Source organism: Photobacterium makurazakiensis (genome assembly GCF_050336715.1).
Lineage (GTDB): Bacteria > Pseudomonadota > Gammaproteobacteria > Enterobacterales > Vibrionaceae > Photobacterium > Photobacterium makurazakiensis.
The window spans coordinates 34,859-59,743 of sequence record NZ_JAKJSJ010000012.1 but is presented as its reverse complement, the minus strand read 5'-3'; the positions used below and the strand labels follow the sequence as shown (position 1 = coordinate 59,743).

Genomic DNA, 24,885 nt, shown 5'->3' with positions numbered 1-24,885 from the left:
CCCTGAAAAATAAATTGGAACCTGCCGCTGTGCTATGCACATGGCTGTCACGGGTTCAATCAATGAAATCTCTCACAGGATTATCAACGCTATGTCTTTTCTATCTGAAGTGAACAAACGTCGTACGTTTGCTATCATTTCTCACCCGGATGCGGGTAAAACAACCATTACTGAAAAAGTTTTGTTATTCGGAAACGCAATCCAGAAAGCCGGCACGGTTAAAGGCCGTGGCTCAAACCAGCATGCTAAGTCTGACTGGATGGAAATGGAAAAAGAGCGTGGTATTTCGGTAACAACCTCGGTAATGCAGTTCCCATACAATGATTGTTTGGTAAACCTGCTTGATACTCCAGGGCACGAAGACTTTTCGGAAGATACCTACCGTACACTAACGGCGGTTGATTCATGCTTGATGGTTATCGATGCAGCAAAAGGTGTCGAAGATCGTACCCGTAAGTTGATGGAAGTTACCCGTCTACGTGATACGCCAATTGTCACTTTCATGAACAAATTAGACCGCGACGTACGTGATCCAATGGAAGTATTAGATGAAGTTGAAAGCGAGCTAGGCATGGCTTGTGCGCCAATTTCATGGCCAATTGGTTGTGGTAAAGAGTTTAAAGGTGTTTACCACATTCATCGCGATGAAACGATCTTGTATGAATCTGGCCATGGTCACGAGATCCAAGAAGTACGTATTATCAAAGGCCTTGATAACCCTGAGCTTGATGTTGCTGTTGGTGAAGATCTCGCGGCAAGCGTACGTGATGAGCTAGAGCTTGTGATTGGCGCTTGCCCTGAGTTCGATCTGGATCTTTTCTTAGCGGGTGAATTAACCCCTGTTTACTTTGGTACTGCACTGGGTAACTTTGGTGTTGATCACATGCTCGATGGCCTTACAAAATGGGCGCCAGCACCACAAACACGTAAAGCAAACGAGCGTGATGTTGAAGCGGCAGAAGAGAAATTCTCTGGCTTTGTTTTCAAAATCCAAGCAAACATGGATCCTAAGCACCGTGACCGTATCGCCTTCATGCGTATTGTGTCAGGTACTTATACCCAAGGTATGAAGATGAACCACGTTCGTACTGGCAAAAATGTCAGTATTTCGGACGCGGTAACCTTTATGGCAGGCGACCGTACACGTGCAGAGCAGGCTTTTGCGGGTGACATTATTGGTTTACATAACCACGGTAAAATCCAGATTGGTGACACATTTACCCAAGGTGAGAGCCTGAAGTTTGCAGGGATCCCTAACTTTGCGCCGGAGCTATTCCGTCGTATTCGCCTGAAAGATCCACTGAAGCAAAAACAGCTGCTTAAAGGTCTAGTACAGCTATCTGAAGAAGGTGCTGTTCAGGTCTTCCGCCCATTACAAAACAATGATCTTATCGTTGGTGCGGTAGGTGTGCTTCAGTTTGACGTGGTTGTTGCTCGCTTGAAAGCGGAATATAACGTTGAAGCTATTTACGAAGGCGTTAACGTTGCAACTGCTCGTTGGGTTGAGTGCGGTGATGCGAAGAAGCTGGAAGAATTTAAGCGCAAGAGTCAGTCTAACCTCGCACTAGATGGTGGTGATAACCTAAGTTACATCGCGCCTACCATGGTTAACCTGAACCTCGCGAAAGAGCGTTTCCCTGAAGTCGACTTCCGTGCCACTCGTGAGCACTAATCGCTTTCAGTGAAATCCTGAGCATTGATAGAGCCGTCACATTTGTGGCGGCTTTTTTTATTCTTTTGTGAGGTGCCAGCAACTCCTTTCAGTTTAAGTCTATTATTCTGGTTGATGCATATCAGTGCTGCGCATGGTGATTGTGATTTTTGCCATTGCATATAGTTTCGACAAGGAAGAGCAGGAGTGGATAGGATGATGGAGTTAGCATATGGTAACGAGGTTTATACATGGCCGGGAGAATCCTTTCCGTTAGGTGCATCCGTTAAGGGGGCGGGGGTAAACTTCAGCTTGTACTCAAAAGATGCCACACGCGTCACCCTTCACCTCTTTACCAGTGCTGATGCAGCCAGCCCACAGCATTCTTTCGAATTGAACCCATCGATACATAAGCGTGGCCATTATTGGTTTATTTTTGTGGCGAATATTGGTCACGGGCAAGTTTATGGCTTTCAAGTCGATGGACCATGGATACCGGAAAAAGGTCTTCGATTCGATAAAGATAAAGTGTTGATAGACCCTTATAGCCAAGCAATTTGTTTTGGACGCAATTACAGCCGAGACAGAGCGATAGGCAAAGGGCGTAACATGGATGCCAGCATGAAAAGCATGGTGGTCGATCACTCAGATTTTGATTGGCAAGATGTGCTAGCCCCTCGCCATTCGCTCAATGATACGGTGATTTATGAAATGCACGTTGGGGGATTTACCAAGCATCCCACATCGGGGGTCGAGAGTAGTAAAAAAGGCACCTTTGCAGGGATCATCGAAAAAATTCCTTACCTTAAGTCAATGGGGATCACTGCGGTTGAATTGATGCCAGTGCAGCAATTTGATGTCAGTGATGCACCTGAAGGGCGGCAAAACTATTGGGGGTACAGCCCAATCAACTTTTTTGCCGTTCATGCAGGCTACAGCGTTGAAAATGATCCGCTAGCAGCAATCAATGAATTTAAAACTTTGGTGAGAGAGCTCCATCGTGCGGACATTGAAGTCATTTTAGATGTGGTGTTCAACCATACGGCGGAAGGTGATGAGCAAGGACCAACATTCTGTTTTAAAGGGTTACAGAATGGCGCTTATTACATTACCGATAAAGAAAACGGACACTATGCGAATTACAGCGGTTGTGGCAATACCTGTAATGCGAATCATAGCGTGTTGCGGCGTATGATTATGGATGCATTGCATTTTTGGGTGACAGAAATGCATGTTGATGGTTTTCGGTTTGATTTGGCTTCGGTATTAGCCCGAGATAGCGCTGGGCAGCCAATGAAAGAGCCTCCGTTGCTATGGACCATCGACACCGATCCTATCTTATGTAGTACAAAGATCATTGCTGAGGCGTGGGATGCGGCAGGGTTGTATCAGGTCGGCTCATTCATTGGCGATCGCTGGAATGAATGGAATGGAAAGTATCGCGATGATATCCGTGCTTTTTGGCGAGGGGATAGTGGTACAGTCAGCCGTTTTGCCTCGCGGATCCTTGGTTCGCCTGATATTTATTGTGGTCGTCATCACTCCCCGCATCGCTCGGTTAATTTTGTTACCGCCCATGATGGCTTTACATTAAATGATCTGGTGAGTTATAGCGAAAAACATAATCTTGCAAATGGTGAAGGCAATAATGACGGCGATAACCATAATATATCCAGCAATTATGGGGTAGAGGGGCCGACAGTCACCAAGGAAATCGAAGAGCTTCGAAACCGGCAGTGCAAAAATATGCTGACAACACTGTTTTTGTCACTCGGCACACCCATGTTGAACATGGGGGATGAAGTTCGACGTACCCAGCAAGGCAACAATAATGCTTATTGCCAAGACAATGAGATCAGCTGGTTTGATTGGAGCTTACTTGATAAGCACCCAGACATGTTGCGTTTTGTGACGCAATTAAGCCAACTACGCCGTTCGGAACCTACCCTTGATTGGAATATGCATATTTCACTGAGCTCGGTGGTCGAAGAGGTCAGTATTCGCTGGCATGGGCTGACACCCGAACAACCTGATTGGTCTGATGAATCACATTCGTTAGCACTGACCGTTAATCATCCTATTACTCAGGATGAATTGTATGTGGTATGTAATGCTTATTGGGATCCACTTGAGTTCACCTTACCCAGCAGGCAGTGCAGTGAATGGCACTTGTTGGTGAATACAGCGAAACGATCACCTTATGATATTTATCATTCTAATGATGCGCCTGTTTATCCACATGATACCATTCTAGTGACAGGACGTAGTATGATCGTCATGGTCGCTAAATCGATGCAGGAGTAAGGTATGTTGGTAACGGTAAAAAAGTGGGTTGCGGCATATGACCGCTGGTGTGAACGAATGGGGTTTGTGCCAGAGAACCGTCGTTGCTGTGCGCCTGTTCGCTATGATAATGATGATGCCCGCCACCCGAAGAACCGTGCGAAGTCGTTAGCACATTCAACATGTAACAAAATAGATGCTGATTGACAGTCATTGCCATTTTGATTTTCCACCTTTCTGCGATGACCCAAAGGCGTATTTAACCTTGGCGYAAGAGGCTGGCGTCGGCATTGTTGTGGTTCCTGCTGTCGGTGAGCGTAATTGGCAGGCGATCCGCCAGTTGAGTGCTGTGTTCGACAATATTTATTATGCGCTGGGGTTGCACCCTTTTTTTAGCGCAGAGCATACAGAGAACGCCATTGCTCGGTTGACCTCAGAGCTTGCTGTTGAATCAGAACTGAGAGAAAAAAAGGCCTCTCGGTGCGTAGCTGTTGGCGAATGTGGTCTAGACTTTGCCATTACGGATGCTAATCGAAATCAACAGATTTCGTTACTAACTCAACAGTTGGTGCTGGCTAATGAACATAACTTACCCATTATTCTTCATTGTCGAAAAGCCTTCCCTGAGTTAATGCGTGTTTTGAGGCAAAACCCACCGATTGCCGGTGGGGTATACCACGCTTTTAGTGGCAGCTACCCGCAAGCAAGGCAGCTTATTGATCTAGGTATCAAAATTGGTGTCGGTGGAACGATTACATATCGCAGAGCCAATAAAACACGTAATACAATAGCGGCATTGCCTTTGGCAACACTTTTGCTGGAAACGGATGCGCCGGATATGCCGATATCAGGGCTTCAAGGGGAGCCTAATCGACCAGACCGACTTGCTAATGTTATGCAGGAACTTGCAGTTATTAGAGTGGAAAGTGAGCAGGAAATTGAGCGGGTTATCACCTTAACCACAGCTGAACTTTTTGGTATTTCGTTGTGAACCTAAGTCACAATAAAAACGATTGCGCGAAACGGTTGCGTTAAGCGTTTTCCTTTTTGTGATTCATGTCACAAATGAGATTGAACTTTTACTCTGTCTCTCTAAAAACTGTGATTTCTGCATTACTTTATCCGTCTCAGCATGGGTATAATGCGCCGGACTCTTAATGAGCCGAATTGTCGAGACGCCAAAAAACTTAACTAAAGGGAAGCCATAAACCATGAGCCTGTTTATGAGCCTGGTTGGGATGGTTGTGTTGCTAGGTCTAGCAGTACTACTATCTGATAACCGTAAAGCTATTAATCTACGTACTGTTGGTGGCGCATTTGCTATCCAATTCTGTTTAGGTGCATTTGTTCTTTATGTACCAGTTGGTCGTGACGTGCTGTACGGTATGTCAACGGCTGTTTCCAACGTTATCGCTTACGGTAACGATGGTATTAACTTCCTATTTGGTGGTCTGACTTCAGACACTATGTTTGAAGTGTTTGGTGGTGGCGGTTTCGTCTTCGCCTTACGTGTACTACCTGTAATTGTTTTCTTCTCTGCATTAATCAGCGTACTTTACTACCTAGGCATTATGCAGGTTGTAATCAATGTACTTGGTGGTGGTCTGCAGAAAGCACTAGGTACGTCTCGCGCGGAATCTATGTCTGCAACAGCTAACATCTTCGTTGGTCAAACGGAAGCACCATTGGTGATTCGTCCGTTCGTACCAAAAATGACTCAGTCTGAGCTGTTTGCAGTAATGTGTGGTGGTCTAGCGTCTGTTGCTGGTGGTGTACTTGCAGGTTACGCATCAATGGGTGTTCCTCTAGAGTACCTAATTGCCGCATCATTCATGGCAGCACCGGGTGGTCTTCTATTTGCTAAGATCATCAAGCCTGAAACTGAAGAAGCTGTTGAACAGTTTGCTGGCGATGCTGACGATGCTGACGACAAACCAGCGAACGTTATCGATGCTGCGGCTGCAGGTGCTTCATCTGGTATGCAGCTTGCGCTAAACGTTGGTGCAATGCTACTAGCATTCATCGGTTTGATTGCCCTAGTGAACGGTATCCTTGGTGGCATTGGTGGTTGGTTCGGTATGCCTGAACTAACACTAGAATTTATCCTTGGTTACGTATTCTCACCACTTGCATTCCTAATCGGTGTGCCTTGGTCTGAAGCAACTATTGCTGGTTCATTCATTGGTCAGAAACTGGTAGTTAACGAATTCGTTGCTTACCTAAACTTTGCACCATACCTAGCTGAAGGTGCTGAAGTTGTACTTTCACCGAAGACTGAAGCTATCATCTCGTTCGCTCTATGTGGTTTCGCTAACCTGTCATCAGTAGCTATCCTACTGGGTGGTCTAGGTGGCCTAGCACCGAGTCGTCGTCATGAGATTGCTCAATTTGGTATGAAGGCTGTTGCCGCAGGTACGCTTTCTAACCTAATGTCTGCAACAATTGCTGGTCTATTCGTTACGCTTAACGCAATGTAATCAGCCGACGTAAGTCGATGAAAAACGCCACAGCTTTGCTGTGGCGTTTTTGTATGTAACTTTCAAACTAAACTTCCTGCACTTTATTCTTTATAACGCAAATCACTCTTCCTTCCCCCCGGTTAGCTCCCTTATTGGCATCAACAGATAGGGTAAACGTTAACGCTTGTTGTTTTAATTTATGCCATAAAATCGATTGCGCTCCAATTTCTGCCATTCTGGTTTGTTAGCATGTGGTTTATACCATTAAGAGCAACAGGCGACGTAAGGCAGACTACACTTTCTCTTGTGCGAAAAACGTTTGAGAGAATGATTATGAATGAAGTCATATTGGCACTGTTCGCTGGGTTTATTGTTGGCGTGTTATTTTCAGCGCTGAAGCTACCTATCCCTGCGCCACCAGTATTGTCTGGCGTCATGGGGATTGTTGGGGTTTATGGTGGGGGTATTGCTTACCAATGGATCGTAGAGCGTTTTTTTAGCTGACTCAAACGATTTATAGCTCATGAATTGGCCGATGATGTTTTTCGTTACGTCAACACATTGTCCACACTGAGAAACGTAACTTTCATGGTGGTGGGTATGTTCGCTTGGTATTATAGACCCGCACCATCACAAACTGATTAACGCTGTTTCAGTCAATACCGTCATGGTGTTACCTATCGCTAGGCAGGCTGAAATAGCATAACGGCTGGGAAGAGCAATCCGCTCTTTCCAAGCGGTGAAATGGAAATCAATCAGGTTAACGATCTCGCATTGTTTACCTGAGTCTTCAAGGAATCAAGTCCGTAATACCCTGTCGGGCATGTGTCAGGCATGGGTATAACTGTTCGCGTAGCGGGCCGTTTGGCGGTGGCGCACAAGACTGCCGTCAAGCGTATGGAACAGTTCTATAAAGCTTGGTAGAAAATAACTGGACTGGAGATAGTCATGAGCGATTTAAAAGCTGCTGCACTTCGTGCACTTCAACTAATGGATCTTACAACTCTTAACGATGACGACACTGACGCAAAAGTGATCGAGTTATGTAAGAACGCAAAAACAGCTGTAGGTAACACAGCAGCAGTATGTATCTACCCACGTTTTGTTCCTGTTGCTAAGAAGCAACTGCGTGAGCAAGGTACACCAGAAGTTCGCATTGCAACCGTTACTAACTTCCCGCACGGTAACGACGACATTGAAATCGCAGTTGCAGAAACTAAAGCAGCAGTTGCTTACGGTGCTGACGAAGTTGACGTGGTTTTCCCGTACCGCGCACTAATGGCTGGCAACGAAGAAGTTGGTTTCGAGCTAGTTAAGCAGTGTAAAGCAGCGTGTGGCGATATCCTGTTGAAAGTGATCATCGAGACAGGCGAGCTGAAAACTGAAGCTCTAATCAAGAAAGCATCTGAGCTATCAATCAAAGCTGGTGCAGACTTCATCAAGACTTCAACGGGTAAAGTGCCTGTAAACGCGACACCTGAGTTCGCTGAAATCATGCTTAACGTGATCAAAGAGATGGACGTTGCTAAAACAGTTGGTTTTAAACCTGCTGGTGGCGTACGTACCGCTGAAGATGCACAGCAATACCTAGATATGGCTGACCGTATTCTAGGCGCCGAATGGGCTGACAACATGCACTACCGCTTCGGTGCTTCAAGCTTACTTGCTAACCTACTTCACACATTGGGTGAAGGCGAAAAAGCAGCTGAAGGCGGCTACTAATTCTTTCCTATAAGGTGGCCAATTGGTCGCCTTATTTTTAATTACCTGTGACTCTTTACTGTTTGGTTCTTGCCTAGGTTGCTTTATGCAGCATATGGGGCGGCTGCCCTGTACCCGAGAATCAGATCTATTGCCGAATAATCGTTTTAAATCGGGCAACTTCATCAAGTAAACGGTCATTACTCTACACTAGAATTTACTGGGGAATACCATGTATTTACCACAAGAAATCATCCGCAAAAAACGTGACAACATTGAACTAAGCGCCGAAGAAATTAATTTTTTCATTCAAGGCATTGCCAAAGACACTGTGTCTGAAGGTCAGATAGCAGCGTTTGCTATGGCTATCTACTTCAATGATATGACCATGGACGAGCGTGTTGCATTGACATGCGCCATGCGTGATTCAGGCATGGTTATTGACTGGAGCCACATGAACTTTGATGGCCCAATTGTTGATAAGCACTCTACAGGTGGTGTTGGTGATGTAACCTCATTAATGCTTGGCCCAATGGTGGCTGCATGTGGCGGTTATGTGCCGATGATTTCAGGCCGTGGTCTAGGTCACACGGGCGGCACGCTCGATAAGCTAGAATCAATTCCGGGTTACAACATTACGCCAACCAACGAAGTGTTCGGCCAAGTTACCAAAGACGCAGGTGTTGCCATTATTGGTCAAACGGGCGACTTAGCGCCGGCTGACAAGCGTGTTTATGCCACCCGTGATGTGACAGCAACGGTTGATAATATCTCTTTGATCACTGCATCGATTTTATCGAAGAAACTTGCAGCTGGCCTTGGCTCGTTAGTTATGGATGTAAAAGTCGGTTCTGGTGCTTTCATGCCAACTTACGAAGCGTCTGAAGAACTCGCTAAGTCTATTGTTGCAGTCGCGAATGGTGCGGGCACAAAAACAACCGCATTGCTTACCGATATGAATCAGGTATTGGCATCAACTGCGGGTAATGCACTCGAAGTACGTGAAGCCGTGCAATTCCTAACCGGTGAATACCGCAACCCTCGCTTATTTGAAGTGACCATGGCATTGTGTGCCGAAATGTTGGTAAACAGTGGGTTAGCGGCGGATATCGAGCAAGCACGCGAGAAGCTTCAGGCAGTACTAGACAACGGTAAAGCCGCAGAGAGTTTCGGTAAGATGGTTGCTGGCCTTGGCGGCCCTGCAGATTTCATGGAAAACTACGATAACTACCTAGAGAAAGCTGAACTGGTTAAGCCTGTTTATGCTGAAACCACAGGTTATGCCTTTGCGATGGATACCCGAGCGTTAGGTATGGCGGTTGTTGGTATGGGTGGTGGCCGTCGTGTTGCAGCAGATACTATCGACTATGCCGTAGGTTTGAGCGACATGATTCGCCTTGGCGAAGAGGCCAATGCTGACAAGCCACTGGCAGTGATCCACGCGCGTAATGAATCACAGTGGGAAGACGCTGCGAAAGCTGTACGTGCTGCAATTACTGTGTCTAACGAAAAGCCAGAGCCGACACCTGAAGTTTACCGTCGTGTTCGCCCTGAAGATGTTTAATGGAGTCAAAATGAAACGTTCTATTATCTTAGTACTTGATTCATTTGGTATTGGTGCTACGGAAGATGCCGTTAAATTCGGTGATGTAGGCTCAAATACCCTAGGCCATATAGCACAGGCTTGTGCACGTGGTGAAGCAGATAACGGTCAGCGTAGTGGCTTGTTGCATTTACCTAACCTGAATAAGTTAGGTTTGGGTAAAGCGTGTGAAGAGTCTTCCGGCTATTTCCCTGAAGGCCTTGATCCTAACGCCGAAATTACGGGTGCATACGGACACGCTGCTGAATTGTCTTCAGGCAAAGATACACCGTCAGGCCACTGGGAAATGGCTGGGGTACCGGTGTTATTTGATTGGGGTTACTTTACCGATCACAGCAACAGCTTTCCGCAGGAGTTGACTGATCGCATTCTAAAGCGTGCGAACCTTTCAGGTTTCCTAGGCAACTGCCATGCGTCGGGTACTCAAGTACTGGATGATCTTGGTGAAGAGCACATGAAGACGGGCATGCCTATCTTCTATACCTCTGCCGATTCGGTGTTCCAGATCGCTTGCCATGAAGAAACATTCGGTCTCGACAACCTACTTGAGCTTTGCCAAATTGCACGCGAAGAGTTGGAAGATTACAACATTGGCCGTGTTATTGCGCGCCCGTTTATTGGGCCGGGTAAAGGTCAGTTTGAGCGAACGGGTAACCGTCGCGATTTGTCGGTTGAGCCACCAGCAACAACAGTGCTGCAGAAGCTTGTTGATGAAAAAAATGGTGAAGTAATTTCTATCGGTAAGATCTCTGACATCTACGCGGGCTGTGGTATTACTCAGAAAGTTAAAGCAACTGGGATCCCGGCACTGTTTGAAGCGACATTAGAGCAGATCAAAACCGCAGGTGATAACAGCATTGTTTTCACTAACTTTGTTGATTTCGATTCGGCCTATGGCCACCGTCGTGATGTGGCGGGCTATGCTGCGGCACTTGAGTACTTTGATAAGCGTTTACCTGAGATCATTGAACTGCTACAGGAAGACGATGTATTGATCATGGCTGCAGATCACGGTTGTGATCCAACATGGGAAGGTACTGATCACACTCGTGAACATATCCCTGTGTTAGTAACGGGCCCTAAAATAAAAGCGGGTTCATTAGGCCGTCGCGACACGTTTGCGGATATTGGCCAGAGCTTGGCTGAGTACTTCGGTACTTCTGATATGGAATACGGAAAGTCATTCCTATAAAAACAAGAAGCAAGTAGGCGATGGCTAACTGCTTTAACGACTTTATTGATAGTGTTTCGGTCTATATTTGTTTTAGATCGAAGCAGTATTTACAAGACTTGATTACATTGAGTTGGTATTGCACAACAACCAACAAATGATAGAAGGGAAATAACGATGGCGACTCCTCACATTAATGCTGAAATGGGTGACTTTGCAGACGTAGTACTGATGCCTGGTGATCCATTACGTGCTAAATACATTGCAGAAACGTTCTTAGATGATGCAAAAGAAGTGTGTAATGTACGTAGTATGTTTGGTTATACCGGTACTTATAAAGGTCGTAAGATCTCTGTAATGGGCCACGGTATGGGTATTCCTTCATGTTCAATCTATGCAACTGAGCTAATTAAAGATTTCGGCGTGAAGAAAATCATCCGTGTTGGTAGCTGTGGTGCGGTACGTGATGATGTAAACCTACGTGATGTTGTGATCGGTATGGGCGCATCGACTGACTCTAAAGTAAACCGTATTCGTTTTAACGATCACGATTTTGCAGCACTGGCAGATTACGGCATGGTACAAAACGCCGTTGATGCAGCGAAAGCAAAAGGCGTTGACGTAAAAGTGGGTAACATCTTCTCTGCTGATCTGTTCTACAGCCCTGACTTCGAATTCTTCAAAACCATGAAGAAATACGGCATTGTTGGTGTTGAAATGGAAGCGGCTGGTATCTACGGCCTGGCAGCAGAGTTCGGTGCTAAAGCCCTGACTATCTGTACTGTTTCAGACCATATCTTGCGCGGTGAAGCGACGACATCTGAAGAGCGTCAGCTAACGTTCAACGAAATGATGGAAATCGCATTAGAATCTGTTCTGCTTGGTGATGCTGAAGAAGCATAAGCGAACGTTTAGAATTAGAAAGGGCTTGCCGTTAGGCAAGCCCTTTTTTTATGGGCTATCCGCCCAAAATCAGTCTTTCGAGTTGGCGGTCAGTAAAAACGGGAAATGCCAAATATCTTTACGACGACCAAACGTTAAGGCCAGTAAAAAACCAATCCCAAGCGCACTGACGATCAAGCCGCGTATCACGTTGGTCATGTAGTCAATATCGCTGTGCGTTTTGTTGACGACTTTATTGTGCTCAAGGGTGATCCGAAGAAAGCCAACTACTTGCCCTGCAGATTTGATTGGCTCGATCAGTTGCTGCCGGCCATAGCTAGCTACAGACAAGGGGGTCGACATGCCCGTGACTTGCTCGAGTGGCATCGCATCTACCGTTTTGGCAAATGTTACTCCTTCAACATCGTAGATGGTCGCATCTAAGATCAAAGGCTCTGAAGATAGCTGCTGAACAAGCTCTTGCAGGCTATCTTGTTTTTTATCGACTAAATCGCTGGCTGCTGTATTAGCGGCCTGACGAACCAAGAGGCGCGACAGCTGCTGAGTTTGTTCGCTAAGACTTCGGTAGTTACGCTGGGTGATATCTGAGCCGTACTCAAGCATGGCAATGATCGCGGCAAAACAACTTACGAGTACCGTAAATTGCCACAGTCGTTGAAAGCGTGTTTTTTTTAATTTCATGATTTCATGATTTCAGGCTAAGTTTTAGGTTCAAAATGCATATTGAGGCTTGCCCTATGATTTTGCAATAGGGTAGTTTTAATGCATAACTCTAACACGGATGTCTATATAGTGCTTAAAATCAGAAAACATACTTCACTACTTCAGTCTTACCCTGAGGTTGTCAACGCCACCAATTATGAGAGAAGCCAGTCAACGACACTGATTTACGGTGCCGCGATAAGTGTTGATGTGGTCGCTCACATTGAACATGCCTTAGGCGAACGATTACTTCTGACTGCTGCGTGGAAGGTTGGTGAGTACGATTGTTTGCTAGTAAAGAACCCTTTTTCATCCCAGCTTGAACAATGTGTGACGCATTACCAGCTTGATATTGCTGATATTCGTGAGATCCCCAATTTGTCGGAGCCAGGTTTAGTCGTCATGGACATGGACTCAACGGCGATTCAGATCGAATGTATTGATGAAATAGCGAAACTGGCGGGTGTGGGTGAACAGGTCGCAGAGGTTACTGAACGTGCTATGCAAGGAGAGCTCGATTTTGAAGAGAGCTTAAGGCAGCGCGTCGCGACACTTGAAGGCGCTGATGAGTCGATTCTTGAGTCGGTACGGGCTAGCTTGCCGATGATGCCTGAATTGCGTGAGTTAGTGGCAACGTTACATCACTATGGCTGGAAAGCGGCGATCGCCTCAGGTGGATTCACCTATTTTTCGGACTATTTGAAACAAGAACTCAACTTGGTTGATGCTCGCTCTAATACTCTTGAAATTATAAATGGCAAGCTAACGGGGAAAGTATTGGGTGATGTGGTTGATGCCAATGCGAAGGCTGAGATATTACAAGCGCTTGCTGAGCAGTATGATATTGCCTATCACAATACTATTGCCGTAGGGGATGGTGCCAACGACTTAGCGATGATCAAAGCGGCAGGGCTAGGGGTTGCATACCATGCGAAACCAAAAGTGGAAGCGGAGGCACCTGTTGCTGTCAGGTATGCTGACTTGGGGGCGGTGATTTGCCTGCTTTCGGCTTCATTGTTGCCGCAAAAGTTGAACTGGTAAGCTCAGAACCCTAGCGATTATTTTATTTCCAACCGAACCTGCACTTCATCGGTAATATCGTGAAGTTCACCACAACCGATAAGCGCGCTGAGTTCTTCTTCTAGCGCCCTTGCCCGATGCAATGTCATACGGGCAAGTTCACCTAGATCTTTGCTGATTAAAGCGGTGATAGGGCTTAGTACAGGCACTGCCGTGATACGAATAGCCATGAACTCACCGTGCTTTTTCGCGTTTTTGATGAAGTTAATTCTGTCATCAATACAGTTGAATTCATCAATAAGTTTACTGTCGATACGGCGAACGTTAGTGCCTTTTCGTTGTACCCAGAGGTAAAGCTCATGCGCATGCGGTTGGTGAATATCGACAGGTCGCATGGTTTCAGCCAGTAAGCGTTTTAAGCGGTTTTTAAATAGGGGCTCCAGTGACAGTTGTCCCTCTCCCCCGATTTGATTAAATAGCCGTGCCATGGGGGTGAGTGGGAAGTTACAGCCCACCGCTTTTATTTTGATTTTATGATCAACCTTTTCACCGAAGTACGGAATACTATTCAAGCGATTCAGTAGCATTTGGTGCATGGCCATGAGCAACTCACCCGTAGGCAGTTTTTCTTCCGTTATGACCAATTTATTTTCATTGTGCTGAATGAGTTTACGTAAAAATTGCTCACCTTGCAGGGCTTGAGGGCCGTCCCCCATTGTCAGTTGGATCGTTCCGTTGCTTGGGCTAACGCGAATAACTTTGTAAGGAACTTGGCCTAATACCGTTTTTTTATCGAGTTTTTCTAGCTGTGGGAATGAAATCGACACAGCATCGTCGCGGCAAACCGGTAAAGGGGTTTCAAGGTGGATATTAAGTCCTCGTGCAGAGAAATCGAGGGTCTTTCCCTTTATGGGATCATGCTGTGGGTGGTGGCACTCAACCTCGGTATCTAATAAAAAGCGCGCTTCACTGCGTTGAGGTTTGGGATCGAAGTAAATGGCTTTCGCTGAAGCGATTGGATTACGCTGGTGGCGGAAGGCCTGCAGGGCTTTGCCTGAGAGCTGTGGTTTAATGGTTAAGCGGTAATCTTGATTTGCCTGAGGGTTGGTCAGATCTTGCAATAACCCTATATGCGTCAGTGAGCTCATTTGTTCGATCATTTCCGGCGCAATATCTTTTAGTCGTTCAATGTCATCTTGTTCGATGGGCTGAATCGTTAGCCTGCTGACCCGCCAACTGCTGCGCGGCGCACCGATATGCCAAAAGAGGTTACGCTGCTCAATGGTCATTTCAGGCAGGGCGGCAGAGTAGAAGTAAGACTTGCTGTCATGATCGTGGCTAAAGCTATAAATCAACGTGCTGCCTTGTTTTATTCCCGCTTTACCCAAGCTTGCCATTCTGTCTTTTGACAGTAGATGGTTAATGACGGGTTGATTACGCTCATCATGCCAATTATCCCAAAGATGGCGATTGTGTTTAGTTAATAAGCTGTATTTCAGTGTTGAGCCAGAAAAGAACAGTGGCATTGAAGCGCTGTGCTTTAAAAAGCAATGCTCGTAGCCTTTGGTTCGGGTTTGAATGACCTTATCTTCGTGGTTCTTTTTGGCTTTATAGTTAGAGGCCTTCAAGCTTTGGTCAATGGCAGATTTGATTAAGGCGTTCTCACTGATGATTTTTAACCTAAGCCACTTAAAGCTGTCATTGTCTTTATTTTCATCAATACCGAGAATGCGGTAGCGTACCCCTTGGTTAAGGCGTGGTTCGCTGAGTACATCGGCCATTTTAGGGAAGCGAGCCGTAACGGTCATCCCCAGGTTATATTTAAAGGCGGCAGGCACTTTAAATTTAGCCCCAGAATATGATAAATCCGACGTCATACCATTGACGACCTGATTGAAGGGCAGCTCTAGATTTACCTGAGTGGCTAGTTGTAATCGGTTCTCGTCACGAGTGAGATAATGGCCAAAGCGGATAATTGGGGCGTCGAATTGGGTGTCTCGCTGTTCAGCTTGCGCTTCTTTTAGTGGTTGTTGCTTTTGCTGCTGATGCAGTACTCGAAAATTATTACGAGTATTCATTAACGCTTCATAGAGCCCAAGGCGGAATTTCCCCCCAAAGATTTTGATGCGCTTGTGGTAAGTGTTGATGGCGACATCATCAAGCCAATGAGTCAATCCGTCTAGTTCGTAAGGGCGGCACTCACCTTTTACTCGCCCTCGAAGATCGACGACCTGTCGACAAGGCGTCATGATCCGATGAAGCTCCATTTTGATTTTAAGCTTCGTGGGCCCGCTTTCATCTGCAGTAAACATTTGAAAAACATCATCAAAATCTGCACTGTCATAAACTGGGATCAGCTTTTCAATTAAGCCTTTATGGTCGTCAAGCAACATAGTTATTTTTTATTTGTGAGTGCGTAGTTTATTATCTGTATTTTGCAGTAAAAACTTGAGTCTGTAACCCTAAGGCATCATTAATTTTACGCTAAATGATATCCCAGCTGGGAATTTAACTATTTTGCTTATATTCAAGGTGAAACATGGCCAAAACTAAGCGGGCATACGTATGCAGTGACTGCGGTGCAGATTTTCCTCGCTGGCAGGGGCAGTGCAGTGCCTGTGCGGCGTGGAATACAATAACCGAATTTACGGTACCTAAGACCCGCGCCGCTGTTGGTGTCGCCGGGGTGTCGGCCGCGAACAGCTATGCTGGTGCTGCAACGAAAGTTCAAAAGCTATCTGAAGTTGAAAATAAAGACGTCCCACGTTTTGCTTCTGGTATTTCTGAACTCGACCGTGTGTTCGGTGGGGGCATTGTGCCAGGTTCGGTACTGTTACTGTGCGGTGATCCTGGGGCGGGTAAGTCGACATTATTACTTCAAAGTATCGGTGCTGTGGCTGCAACTAAGTCGTCGTTGTATGTTTCGGGGGAAGAGTCGATTAATCAGATCTCCCAACGAGCCCAGCGTCTAGGCATACAAAACCTCGATAATATTAATGTGGTGGCAGAAACCTCGGTTGAGCAAGTGATCAGCCACATTTCGGCTCAAAAAGCCGAGTTTGTGATCATCGATTCAATCCAGACCATGACCGTTGCTCATAATGACTCTGCCGCCGGTAGCCCAAGCCAAGTTAAAGAATCTGCGGCCGCGTTAACCCGTTTTGCAAAAACAGAAGGGGTAACGTTCATGATTGTTGGTCACATTAACAAAGACTCGAACGTGGCAGGCCCCATGCAGCTGATCCACATTGTGGATGGCTTATTTGCCTTGTCTTCCACCGCAGATGAAAAATTCAGGGTACTACGGACGTCAAAAAACCGTTTTGGAGCTGATTCGGAGTCGTGCTTCTTTGCGATGACCGAAGCCGGCATGAAGCAAGTTAAAAACCCTTCTGCCTTGTTCCTTAGTCGATCAGACAAGAACCATGCAGGCTCGGCCTGTACCACGCTTTGGGAAGGCACCAGGCCGTTGCTTGTCGAGATCCAAGCATTATGTAATAACTCAGTGACCGAAAACCCGCGCCGTCTAACCGTGGGTTATGACTCAAACCGATTGGCAATGTCGATAGCGGTATTAGCGCGTCATGGCGGGGTGATGTTGTCTGACATGGATATCTTTGTGAACTGTGTAGGCGGCATTAAAATTGAAGAAACCTCTGCAGACTTAGCCGTACTGTTATCTATTTTTTCTAGCTTTAAAAATGCACCTATTCCGCAAGATGTATTGGTGTTTGGTGAAATTGGCCTAAATGCCGATATTCGTCCGGCAGCCAATGGCGTCGAACGGATCAAGGAAGCGGCTAAGCAAGGGTTTACCCGAGCGATTGTGCCAAAAGCCAATGCGAGCCGTAAAATTAATGGCATTGAAATCATCGCTGTTGAAGATCTGCAAGAAGCATTAACCGCGTTTGAGCAGGTGGCGTTATAGTGACGATTAACCCAAAGGTTAATCGTAGGAACAGCGGATGGCAGTCGATATAATTGATACCATGAAAAAGGGCTGCCATTGGCAGCCCTTTGAGTATCAGTCTTGCAGTGGCGACATTACTTCGTAATACGCTTGTACTTGATACGGTGTGGCTCAGCTGCTTGCGCGCCCAGTGTTTTCTTCAACCAATCTGTGTATTCGGTGTAGTTACCTTCAAAGAAGTTAACCTGACCTTCATCACGGTAGTCAAGAATGTGGGTCGCGATACGGTCAAGGAACCAACGGTCGTGCGAGATAACCATGGCACAACCAGGGAACTCAAGCAGTGCTTCTTCAAGTGCTCGCAGTGTTTCAACGTCAAGGTCATTGGTTGGTTCATCGAGTAGCAGTACGTTACCGCCAGCTTTCAGAAGCTTCGCCAAGTGAACACGGTTACGCTCACCACCAGACAAGTCGCCAATGCGTTTTTGTTGATCACTACCACGGAAGTTGAAGCGTGATACATAGGCACGTGCCGCTACTTCGTAGTTGTTGATACGGATGATTTCCGCGCCTTCAGAGATTTCCTGATACACGGTGTTGTCATCGTTCATGCTGTCACGGAACTGATCAACAGAAGCAAGGCTTACGGTCGTACCCATATCAATTGTGCCAGAGTCTGGTTGCTCAGCACCGCTCAACATCTTGAATAGGGTTGATTTACCCGCACCATTCGCACCGATGATGCCAACAATCGCACCTTTAGGCATGCTAAATGACAGGTCATCAATAAGAACGCGATCACCGTATGACTTGGTTAGGTTCGTCACATCGATGACTTTGTCACCCAAACGCTCACCTGGTGGGATGAACAGTTCGTTAGTTTCATTACGTTTTTGGTGATCGCTGGTGTTTAGCTCTTCAAAGCGCGCCATACGTGCTTTTGATTTCGCCTGACGGCCTTTAGGGTTCTGACGTACCCATTCTAGCTCTTTCGCGATGGTTTTTTGGCGAGCCTGTTCTTGAGATGACTCCTGCTGTAGACGGGCATCTTTCTGCTCTAGCCAAGATGTGTAGTTACCTTCCCATGGAATACCTTCACCACGGTCAAGCTCTAAGATCCAGCCTGCAGCGTTATCAAGGAAGTAACGGTCGTGGGTAATTGCCACAACAGTGCCGCTGTAATCAACAAGGAAATGCTCAAGCCATGCCACTGATTCTGCATCAAGGTGGTTCGTTGGCTCATCAAGTAACAGCATGTCAGGCTTGTCTAGCAGTAGACGGCAGATAGCAACACGGCGGCGCTCACCACCAGACAGGTGCTTAATCTTATCGTCCCACTCTGGTAGGCGAAGCGCGTCAGCAGCACGTTCTAGCTGCATTTCCAGATTGTGGCCGTCTTTAGTTTCGATCAGCGCTTCAAGTTCACCCTGCTCTTTTGCTAGGACGTCAAAATCAGCGTCTGGTTCTGCGTAGGCTGCGTATACCGCATCTAGGCGAGTTAGCGCTTCTTTAACGTCCGCAACAGATTCTTCTACAATTTCGCGTACTGTTTTTTCTTCATCCAGTACTGGTTCCTGAGGCAAGTAACCGACTTTCAAGCCCGTTTGCGGGCGAGCTTCACCTTCAATATCGGTGTCGATACCAGCCATGATGCGCAGTAAGGTTGATTTACCAGAACCGTTCAAACCTAGTACACCAATTTTGGCACCAGGGAAGAAGCTCAATGAAATATCTTTTAGGATTTGACGCTTTGGTGGGACGATTTTACCCACGCGCGACATGGTATAGACGTATTCAGCCATATCCGATTGCGATCTCTAAACTTAATGGAAAGGGGTATTTTACCTGTTCTGGACATAAGTTTAACAGCAATGTTCATAATTAGTGCATAAGCTGAATAAATACTCGTCAGGATCTAGGCGTTGGTCACTCTGCAATGGACGTTAGTCGCAACATGTGATGATCAGCGTGATGGTTTGACCTGTTTCCAATCTTGCTGCTCTATGCTTGTTAGTGAAAAATTTGTATGCAATAACTGACATACTTCAGGGGTTTAGAGACATATAAAGCCTGATTAGACATGGATGCAGATAATAATAGGATGGTGTTGTGATTGTCACTTTTAACCGTAATTTACTATCAGGCCTGTTGTTTGCTATCGGAGGATGGCTAATAACGCCAGTACACGCCAGCTCGATTGAACAGCAGCGGGAATGGTATGAGCAAGCACAAGTGTCATTGGAAGATGACGAGCTTAAAGCGTATCAGCAACTGCGCAGTAAACTGGATGATTACCCATTAGCCCCTTACCTTGATTATCGGCGTTTCTCGCGCGATCTTTCGACGAAATCCCCTTCAGAAGTCAACGCGTTCGTTGACGAATATAAAGAGCTGCCATTTAGCACAACGATCAACAACCGCTACTTAACTCACCTTGCAGAGACCAAGCGCTGGCAGAATTTTGTTGATGTGCAGCAAACCCCACCACGTAGTGAAGTACTTCGCTGTCACTATTATTACGCACAGGCTCAGCTAGGCAATAAAGAACTTGCTTGGCAGGGAGCGCAGTCATTATGGCTGACAGGAAGGTCCACGAATGATGCCTGTGATCCGCTACTGTCTCAATGGGAAAAGGCGGGCAAAAGAACGAATGCCCTGATTTTAGATCGCATGCTATTGGTGTATTCAGAAGGTGACCGCAATCGGCTGAAGTACCTGAATAAGCAGCTTAATGGCAGTGGAAAGAATAGAGGCAAAGCGGTGTTGTCGCTGTATGACAAACCCGAGGGGGTGGCAAGTTATGCCAAGCGCAGCAAGGTCACACCGTTTAACCAAGGTTTGACGGAACTCGCCTATAAGAAATTGGCGCGAGAAGATATACGCGAAGCAGTAAAGCAATATCAACGCACAATGGATGGTCAACACTTTGATAAAGCAAAGCGTCAGGCATTTGCTGATTATGCCGCAGGGCGTTTGTTTTCAACCGATGATAAAAGCTTAATTCAATGGCGGGATAAACATTTAGCGGCAAGTCAGAGCGTAAGGTTATTAGAACGCCGGATCCGTGTCTCGATCCGGGAAGCGGATTGGAGTGAAGTGAGTAAGTGGGTTCAACGTTTACCAGAGAGTGCAAGACAAACGACTCGCTGGCAATTTTGGCAAGCAAGGTTAGCCGAATACGCCGGTGATGATGAGCTAGCTGAAAAAGGCTACCGTAGCTTATTGGGACAGCGGGATTTCTATAGTGTCGCCGCTGCAACTATCTTAGAGGAAGAAATTGAATACCCGACGAAAACAATCACTCTTGACGGGGCCAAGACCAAAGAATATGACACAGCACTTTCCCGCATTGAAGAGCTGATTGTTTTAGATAAGTTACTGGATGCCAATCGAGAGTGGCATTACTTACTTCGAGGAAAAAGCGGAGATCAAATTGCAGTGCTTGCTGCTTATGCTGTGGCGAATAAATGGCATCATTTAGCAGTACAGGCAACGATATCAGGCAAACTTTGGGATCACCTTGAACTGCGTTTTCCTATTGCGCACAAATGGTGGTTTGATTTCTTTAGTAAAAAACGCGACCTTCCTATGACCACGATGATGGCGCTGGCCCGCCAAGAAAGTGCGTTAAATGTCGAAGCCGTTTCACCTGTTGGGGCGAGAGGCTTAATGCAATTGATGCCTGCTACCGCAAAAGAAACAGCGAAGAAGTTAGGGCGTAACTATGCCGGGCAAAGCAGTTTATTTGATCCTGGTGTGAACATTCGCTTAGGCAGCGGTTATTTAAAAATGATGTTAGACCGTTATGATAATAACCGTATCTTTGCGTTTGCCGCCTATAATGCTGGGCCATCTCGAGTGACTCGTTGGCGTAAAGAAACTGATGAGAAGTTGGATGTTTACGCTTTTATTGAAGCTATCCCATTTAACGAAACCCGGGGTTATGTTCAAAACGTCTTGATGTTTGAAGTGTACTACGGTGATTTGACTGGGGTTGATACCCCGCTATTAAAACATAATGAGCTAAAAGCCAAGTATTAGAAATTATTCAATCGGTACTAGGTTACGCACTCGGAAACAGATAGAATCAGTACTCGAGAACGAGTACATCATGATGAGGATGACATGTCGAATATCCAAGAAACGCCGGAATTTTCTGAGTGGCAGCAAGTTGTTGATATTTTACGTCAGGCAGCAGCGGAAGAAAAAGATGATACCTTACTAAGGTTGCTATTAACGCCAGATGAGCGTTCGGTGCTACTTTCCCGCGTTAATATTCTACATGAATTGCTAAATGGCGAACGCAGTCAGCGGAAAATCAGTGAGCTACTCGGTGTGGGGGTGGCCACGATTACGCGAGGCTCTAATGAGCTGAAGCATCATGATGAAGACACCAAAATATGGTTGGCTAGCTTGCTAGAACAACAGCGAGTGAAAGCATAGCGGTAATAAAGCTAACGTTCTGCCGCCATAGATTTTAGTTTAGAGATAAATACGCCCCAGATAGTGATAACACTGCCTGGGGCGCTTTTATTATGAGCGATAGTAATTGCGGCTAGGCATTTTCAGAATGAAACAAAGCAGGATTGATAAAAGGGATCAAGGCCAAGATAAGCGCTTGTTGATACACCGAGCTGCGGCTTAGTAGGTGGTTCGTTAGCATCGCAATGGCGCCACCTTTCTGCTTGATATTTGTTTGGTTGAACATCTCGTCCATCACATCACCCAATTCAGTGCCTTGATGCAATTTTTCTAGCGCGAGAGGAGGGAGAGGTAAAGAGGCTGAACGGGCCTCACCACGCTGTTCACCGCTTTCGATCACCATCCAAGCAAACGTGAAATGGCCGTCGATACCAGCTTCAAGTCCCACGTAAAAATCGGAATCCTTGACTGCTTGGCGAGCGTTATAAACACGGTTTCGTGCGCCTTGTAATGTTTCATCGGCACACATGGGTTGCTCTCTAACACCGCTCGCAACACTGATACCTTCAACAGAGAAGGATTGGTCGGGAAAGACCATGTTAAATGCGTCTTCAACCGCAGAGATCTTAGCGGGGTTAGTTGAGGCGACAATAATCGTAGGCATAGCAGACTTCCATTGTTTGATTGCCGATTATTGTACTGTATGGCGGCGTGTTGTCACACCGCCATGGAGGCTAGTTTTTTGTGTTACTCAGAATGACTTATTCTGATGGATTAGCGGTCGAATGACCAATCCGATTGAATGATATAGCCGTGGATTTGGAATTCACCGTTATTTACAAACAGGTTAGGAAAATCAGGTTGTGAGGTTGAGAAAACCACACCGTCAGCCAACTGAGTCATGTGATAGAAGTCGGGTTCACTGCCTCTAACAGAAGCAAACACAGGTTGTTTAGGTCGGTACGTCGCTTCGCGAGTCGCTAACGCATAGCTACCAACCGGTGCACATTGGGCGATATTCTCATTGTCGATTAATAGGCCTAGGCATTCATCACGATCTAAATGGTGAGGGATCGCTCGCTTGCTCACCACATCAACAGTTGCGCCGCTGTTGTAAGACAAGAAATCTTTACGGTGGATAATCGGGATATAGGTACTCGTAGTGCCTGATACCGATTCATTATTGATTGTTGTCGTTGCTTGAGTGCTAGTATCTACTTGCCCAGTAAGTAGATAGCTAATAGATGTACTTAGTGCCTCAGCAATTTTTTCAAGTTCACGAACTTCGATACCGTATTTACCGGATAATTTACGGCTCATTGTGCCTTGTTGCAATTCAAGAGACTCACCGAGTTGCTTTTGGCTGATCCCTTGTATTTTAGCTAATCGCTTAATTCGTTCTAAATATTCCATAGTCACTAGCTTCCTGCTTAAAGTTGTTGAACACAAAATGCATTCTTAAAAGTCATAAATGATTTTACTGATAACAGTGTTAAAGGGAGCAATCAGGTATGGAAAATGCGATTGGTTTCGTCAAAGGAATATATTGAAAATGGAATATGGGTAAAAAAAGGGACAAAATTCACTTAGTGAAATAAGTCATGTGCTTATGCTTCACTTGAATAAAGATCACGTTTTACATGTGCTATGAATTTCTGCATAAAAAACGTGCGACACTATAAAAAGCGTGCGATTTTATGTAAATGGTTGAAAGTAAATAGGTTATTTATGCGAATATTATTGTGGTAGAGGTAAAGCGCATTTTTGGTGCTATTGACGACAGATTGGCATATTTTGGGGGGGAAGCCGAGTGAGATTCGTCTCGCTAGAATAAAATTAGAAGCTATGAAGTGTTACGGATAAAGTGGGGTATACCCTGATGGGATTGTAGGAAATACGGCGAGTAAGGTATAAACATACCCGCCGTAATATGCTTAGCGAGTTAGGTAGGTATACAGGAACTCTGTAATTTCTACCATGTCATCAATCTTGATGAACTCTTCAGTCGTATGTACTTTCGCCATACCCGTCGACAGGTTAACGGTCTTCAAGCCTTTACTGTTAAAGATGTTAGCATCGCTACCACCACCCGTAGGCTTAGTCACAGCGTCAATACCGTTAGCTTTGAATGCGGCTTTGATTTTTTCCACATGCGCGTCGTTGCTATCAATGCGGTAGGCATTGTAAGCACGAGTCGAAGCAATGTTGATTTCAGCGCCATGTTTCTCTGCCGCTGCTTCAAATGTGCTGATCATATGATCAACTTGTGCTTGTAGCTTGTCATCATCTAATGAACGCGCTTCAGCTTCAATGAATAGCTCTGGCATAACGATGTTCGTTGCCTGACCGCCTTTAACAACACCAATGTTTGCTGTTGTTTCTTCATCAATGCGAGATAGGTTCATATTTGTGATTGCATCAGCAGCGACTGTTAGGGCGTTAATGCCTTCTTCAGGCGCAAGGCCAGCATGTGCAGGTTTACCTGTAATGTTTACTTTCAGGTTCTGCTGACCCGGTGCTGTTGTGATGATGGTGCCAATATCGCCACCAGAATCAAAGACAATACCCGTTAATGACTCTACTTTGCTCATGTCGAAGTTTTGAGAGCCGTGTAGGCCGCCTTCTTCATACACAGTGAAAGCCAGCTCAATGGTTTGGTGATCACGGCCATCTGCTTTAATAGAGCGAACCGCTTCCATGATTGCAGCAATGCCAGACTTATCATCACCACCAAGAATGGTATCGCCTTTTGAGCGGATGATGCCATCTTCAATAATTGGTTCGATACCGTTACCTGGAGTAACTGTATCCATGTGGCAGCTTAGTAGAATCGTACCTTCAAGCTTGCCTTCTAGTTTGGCGTAGATATTGAAGCCATTTGAGATCTCAGCGGGAACCGGTAAGTTTTGTACTTCAAAACCAATAGCGCCTAGCTGCTCTGCTAATGCTTCTGCAATTGCTTTCTCGTTACGTGATTCGCTGTCGATCTTTACAAGATCAATAAAGTGTTGGATCAGACGATCCTGATTGATATTTGCCATTAAAACACCTCCAATTATT

Annotated in this window: 20 protein-coding genes; 14 read left to right on the top strand and 6 right to left on the bottom strand. The window is 45.9% G+C overall.

Annotated elements, in window-relative coordinates; translation table 11 throughout:
• Nucleotides 1–91: 91 nt before the first annotated feature.
• The 10 genes from prfC to deoD all read left to right on the top strand — a co-directional run bounded on the left by prfC (nucleotide 92) and on the right by deoD (nucleotide 11,771).
• A complete protein-coding gene (gene prfC / locus L4D09_RS04910) occupies nucleotides 92–1,672 on the top strand; it encodes a peptide chain release factor 3 (protein ID WP_428456382.1) in 1,581 nt (526 codons plus the stop codon).
• 195 nt (nucleotides 1,673–1,867) lie between these two features.
• Nucleotides 1,868–3,955, top strand: coding sequence for a glycogen debranching protein GlgX (gene glgX / locus L4D09_RS04905; RefSeq protein WP_428456381.1), 2,088 nt, complete (start codon nucleotides 1,868–1,870; stop codon nucleotides 3,953–3,955).
• Between the two features lie 3 nt (nucleotides 3,956–3,958).
• A complete protein-coding gene (locus tag L4D09_RS04900; RefSeq protein WP_428456380.1) occupies nucleotides 3,959–4,141 on the top strand; it encodes a DUF5363 family protein in 183 nt (60 codons plus the stop codon).
• Nucleotides 4,131–4,925, top strand: coding sequence for a TatD family hydrolase (locus L4D09_RS04895; RefSeq protein WP_428456379.1), 795 nt, complete (start codon nucleotides 4,131–4,133; stop codon nucleotides 4,923–4,925). Before L4D09_RS04900 ends, L4D09_RS04895 begins: the two co-directional genes overlap by 11 nt.
• A gap of 220 nt (nucleotides 4,926–5,145) precedes the next feature.
• The gene (locus L4D09_RS04890; protein ID WP_428456378.1) at nucleotides 5,146–6,411 is read left to right on the top strand and encodes a NupC/NupG family nucleoside CNT transporter; all 1,266 of its coding nucleotides are present in this window, start codon (nucleotides 5,146–5,148) and stop codon (nucleotides 6,409–6,411) included.
• Nucleotides 6,412–6,726: 315 nt separating this feature from the next.
• The gene (locus L4D09_RS04885) at nucleotides 6,727–6,897 is read left to right on the top strand and encodes a XapX domain-containing protein (RefSeq protein WP_428456377.1); all 171 of its coding nucleotides are present in this window, start codon (nucleotides 6,727–6,729) and stop codon (nucleotides 6,895–6,897) included.
• A 444-nt stretch (nucleotides 6,898–7,341) separates the two neighbouring features.
• On the top strand, nucleotides 7,342–8,115 hold the full coding sequence (deoC, locus tag L4D09_RS04880) for a deoxyribose-phosphate aldolase (RefSeq protein ID WP_428456376.1): 774 nt from the start codon (nucleotides 7,342–7,344) through the stop codon (nucleotides 8,113–8,115).
• Nucleotides 8,116–8,326: 211 nt separating this feature from the next.
• Nucleotides 8,327–9,658: a thymidine phosphorylase gene (deoA, locus tag L4D09_RS04875; RefSeq protein WP_428456375.1), complete on the top strand. Its 1,332-nt coding sequence runs from the start codon at nucleotides 8,327–8,329 to the stop codon at nucleotides 9,656–9,658.
• Between the two features lie 10 nt (nucleotides 9,659–9,668).
• Entirely contained in the window at nucleotides 9,669–10,889 is a 1,221-nt protein-coding gene (locus tag L4D09_RS04870) for a phosphopentomutase (RefSeq protein ID WP_428456374.1), read from the top strand.
• A gap of 156 nt (nucleotides 10,890–11,045) precedes the next feature.
• The gene (gene deoD, locus L4D09_RS04865) at nucleotides 11,046–11,771 is read left to right on the top strand and encodes a purine-nucleoside phosphorylase (protein ID WP_428456373.1); all 726 of its coding nucleotides are present in this window, start codon (nucleotides 11,046–11,048) and stop codon (nucleotides 11,769–11,771) included.
• Between the two features lie 69 nt (nucleotides 11,772–11,840).
• Here deoD and L4D09_RS04860 read toward each other — a convergent pair whose 3' ends face one another.
• Entirely contained in the window at nucleotides 11,841–12,452 is a 612-nt protein-coding gene (locus tag L4D09_RS04860) for a YtjB family periplasmic protein (RefSeq protein WP_428456372.1), read from the bottom strand.
• Between the two features lie 81 nt (nucleotides 12,453–12,533).
• On the opposite strand from L4D09_RS04860, the gene serB reads away from it, so the two are divergent.
• Entirely contained in the window at nucleotides 12,534–13,514 is a 981-nt protein-coding gene (gene serB / locus L4D09_RS04855) for a phosphoserine phosphatase (protein WP_428456371.1), read from the top strand.
• Nucleotides 13,515–13,531: 17 nt separating this feature from the next.
• Here the strand turns inward: serB and L4D09_RS04850 are convergent, their stop codons facing one another.
• Nucleotides 13,532–15,886: a PilZ domain-containing protein gene (locus L4D09_RS04850; protein ID WP_428456370.1), complete on the bottom strand. Its 2,355-nt coding sequence runs from the start codon at nucleotides 15,884–15,886 to the stop codon at nucleotides 13,532–13,534.
• A 146-nt stretch (nucleotides 15,887–16,032) separates the two neighbouring features.
• Between L4D09_RS04850 and radA the strand changes: the two genes are divergently transcribed.
• Entirely contained in the window at nucleotides 16,033–17,421 is a 1,389-nt protein-coding gene (gene radA, locus L4D09_RS04845) for a DNA repair protein RadA (protein ID WP_428456369.1), read from the top strand.
• A gap of 116 nt (nucleotides 17,422–17,537) precedes the next feature.
• Here radA and ettA read toward each other — a convergent pair whose 3' ends face one another.
• On the bottom strand, nucleotides 17,538–19,205 hold the full coding sequence (ettA, locus tag L4D09_RS04840) for an energy-dependent translational throttle protein EttA (RefSeq protein ID WP_428456368.1): 1,668 nt from the start codon (nucleotides 19,203–19,205) through the stop codon (nucleotides 17,538–17,540).
• A gap of 307 nt (nucleotides 19,206–19,512) precedes the next feature.
• Here ettA and sltY point away from each other — a divergent pair, with 307 nt between their 5' ends.
• Entirely contained in the window at nucleotides 19,513–21,444 is a 1,932-nt protein-coding gene (sltY, locus tag L4D09_RS04835) for a murein transglycosylase (protein WP_428456367.1), read from the top strand.
• An 84-nt stretch (nucleotides 21,445–21,528) separates the two neighbouring features.
• Nucleotides 21,529–21,846 (top strand): trp operon repressor, encoded by a 318-nt coding sequence (gene trpR / locus L4D09_RS04830; protein ID WP_428456366.1) that lies wholly within the window; start codon nucleotides 21,529–21,531, stop codon nucleotides 21,844–21,846.
• Nucleotides 21,847–21,958: 112 nt separating this feature from the next.
• On the opposite strand, the gene yjjX is transcribed toward trpR, so the two are convergent.
• The 3 genes from yjjX to L4D09_RS04815 all read right to left on the bottom strand — a co-directional run bounded on the left by yjjX (nucleotide 21,959) and on the right by L4D09_RS04815 (nucleotide 24,866).
• Entirely contained in the window at nucleotides 21,959–22,489 is a 531-nt protein-coding gene (yjjX, locus tag L4D09_RS04825; protein ID WP_428456365.1) for an inosine/xanthosine triphosphatase, read from the bottom strand.
• Between the two features lie 110 nt (nucleotides 22,490–22,599).
• Nucleotides 22,600–23,238 carry a helix-turn-helix domain-containing protein gene (locus L4D09_RS04820; RefSeq protein ID WP_428456364.1) on the bottom strand — a complete coding sequence of 213 codons (639 nt, stop codon included), beginning with the start codon at nucleotides 23,236–23,238 and terminating at the stop codon, nucleotides 22,600–22,602.
• 521 nt (nucleotides 23,239–23,759) lie between these two features.
• Entirely contained in the window at nucleotides 23,760–24,866 is a 1,107-nt protein-coding gene (locus L4D09_RS04815; protein WP_428456363.1) for a M20/M25/M40 family metallo-hydrolase, read from the bottom strand.
• Nucleotides 24,867–24,885 lie beyond the last annotated feature (19 nt).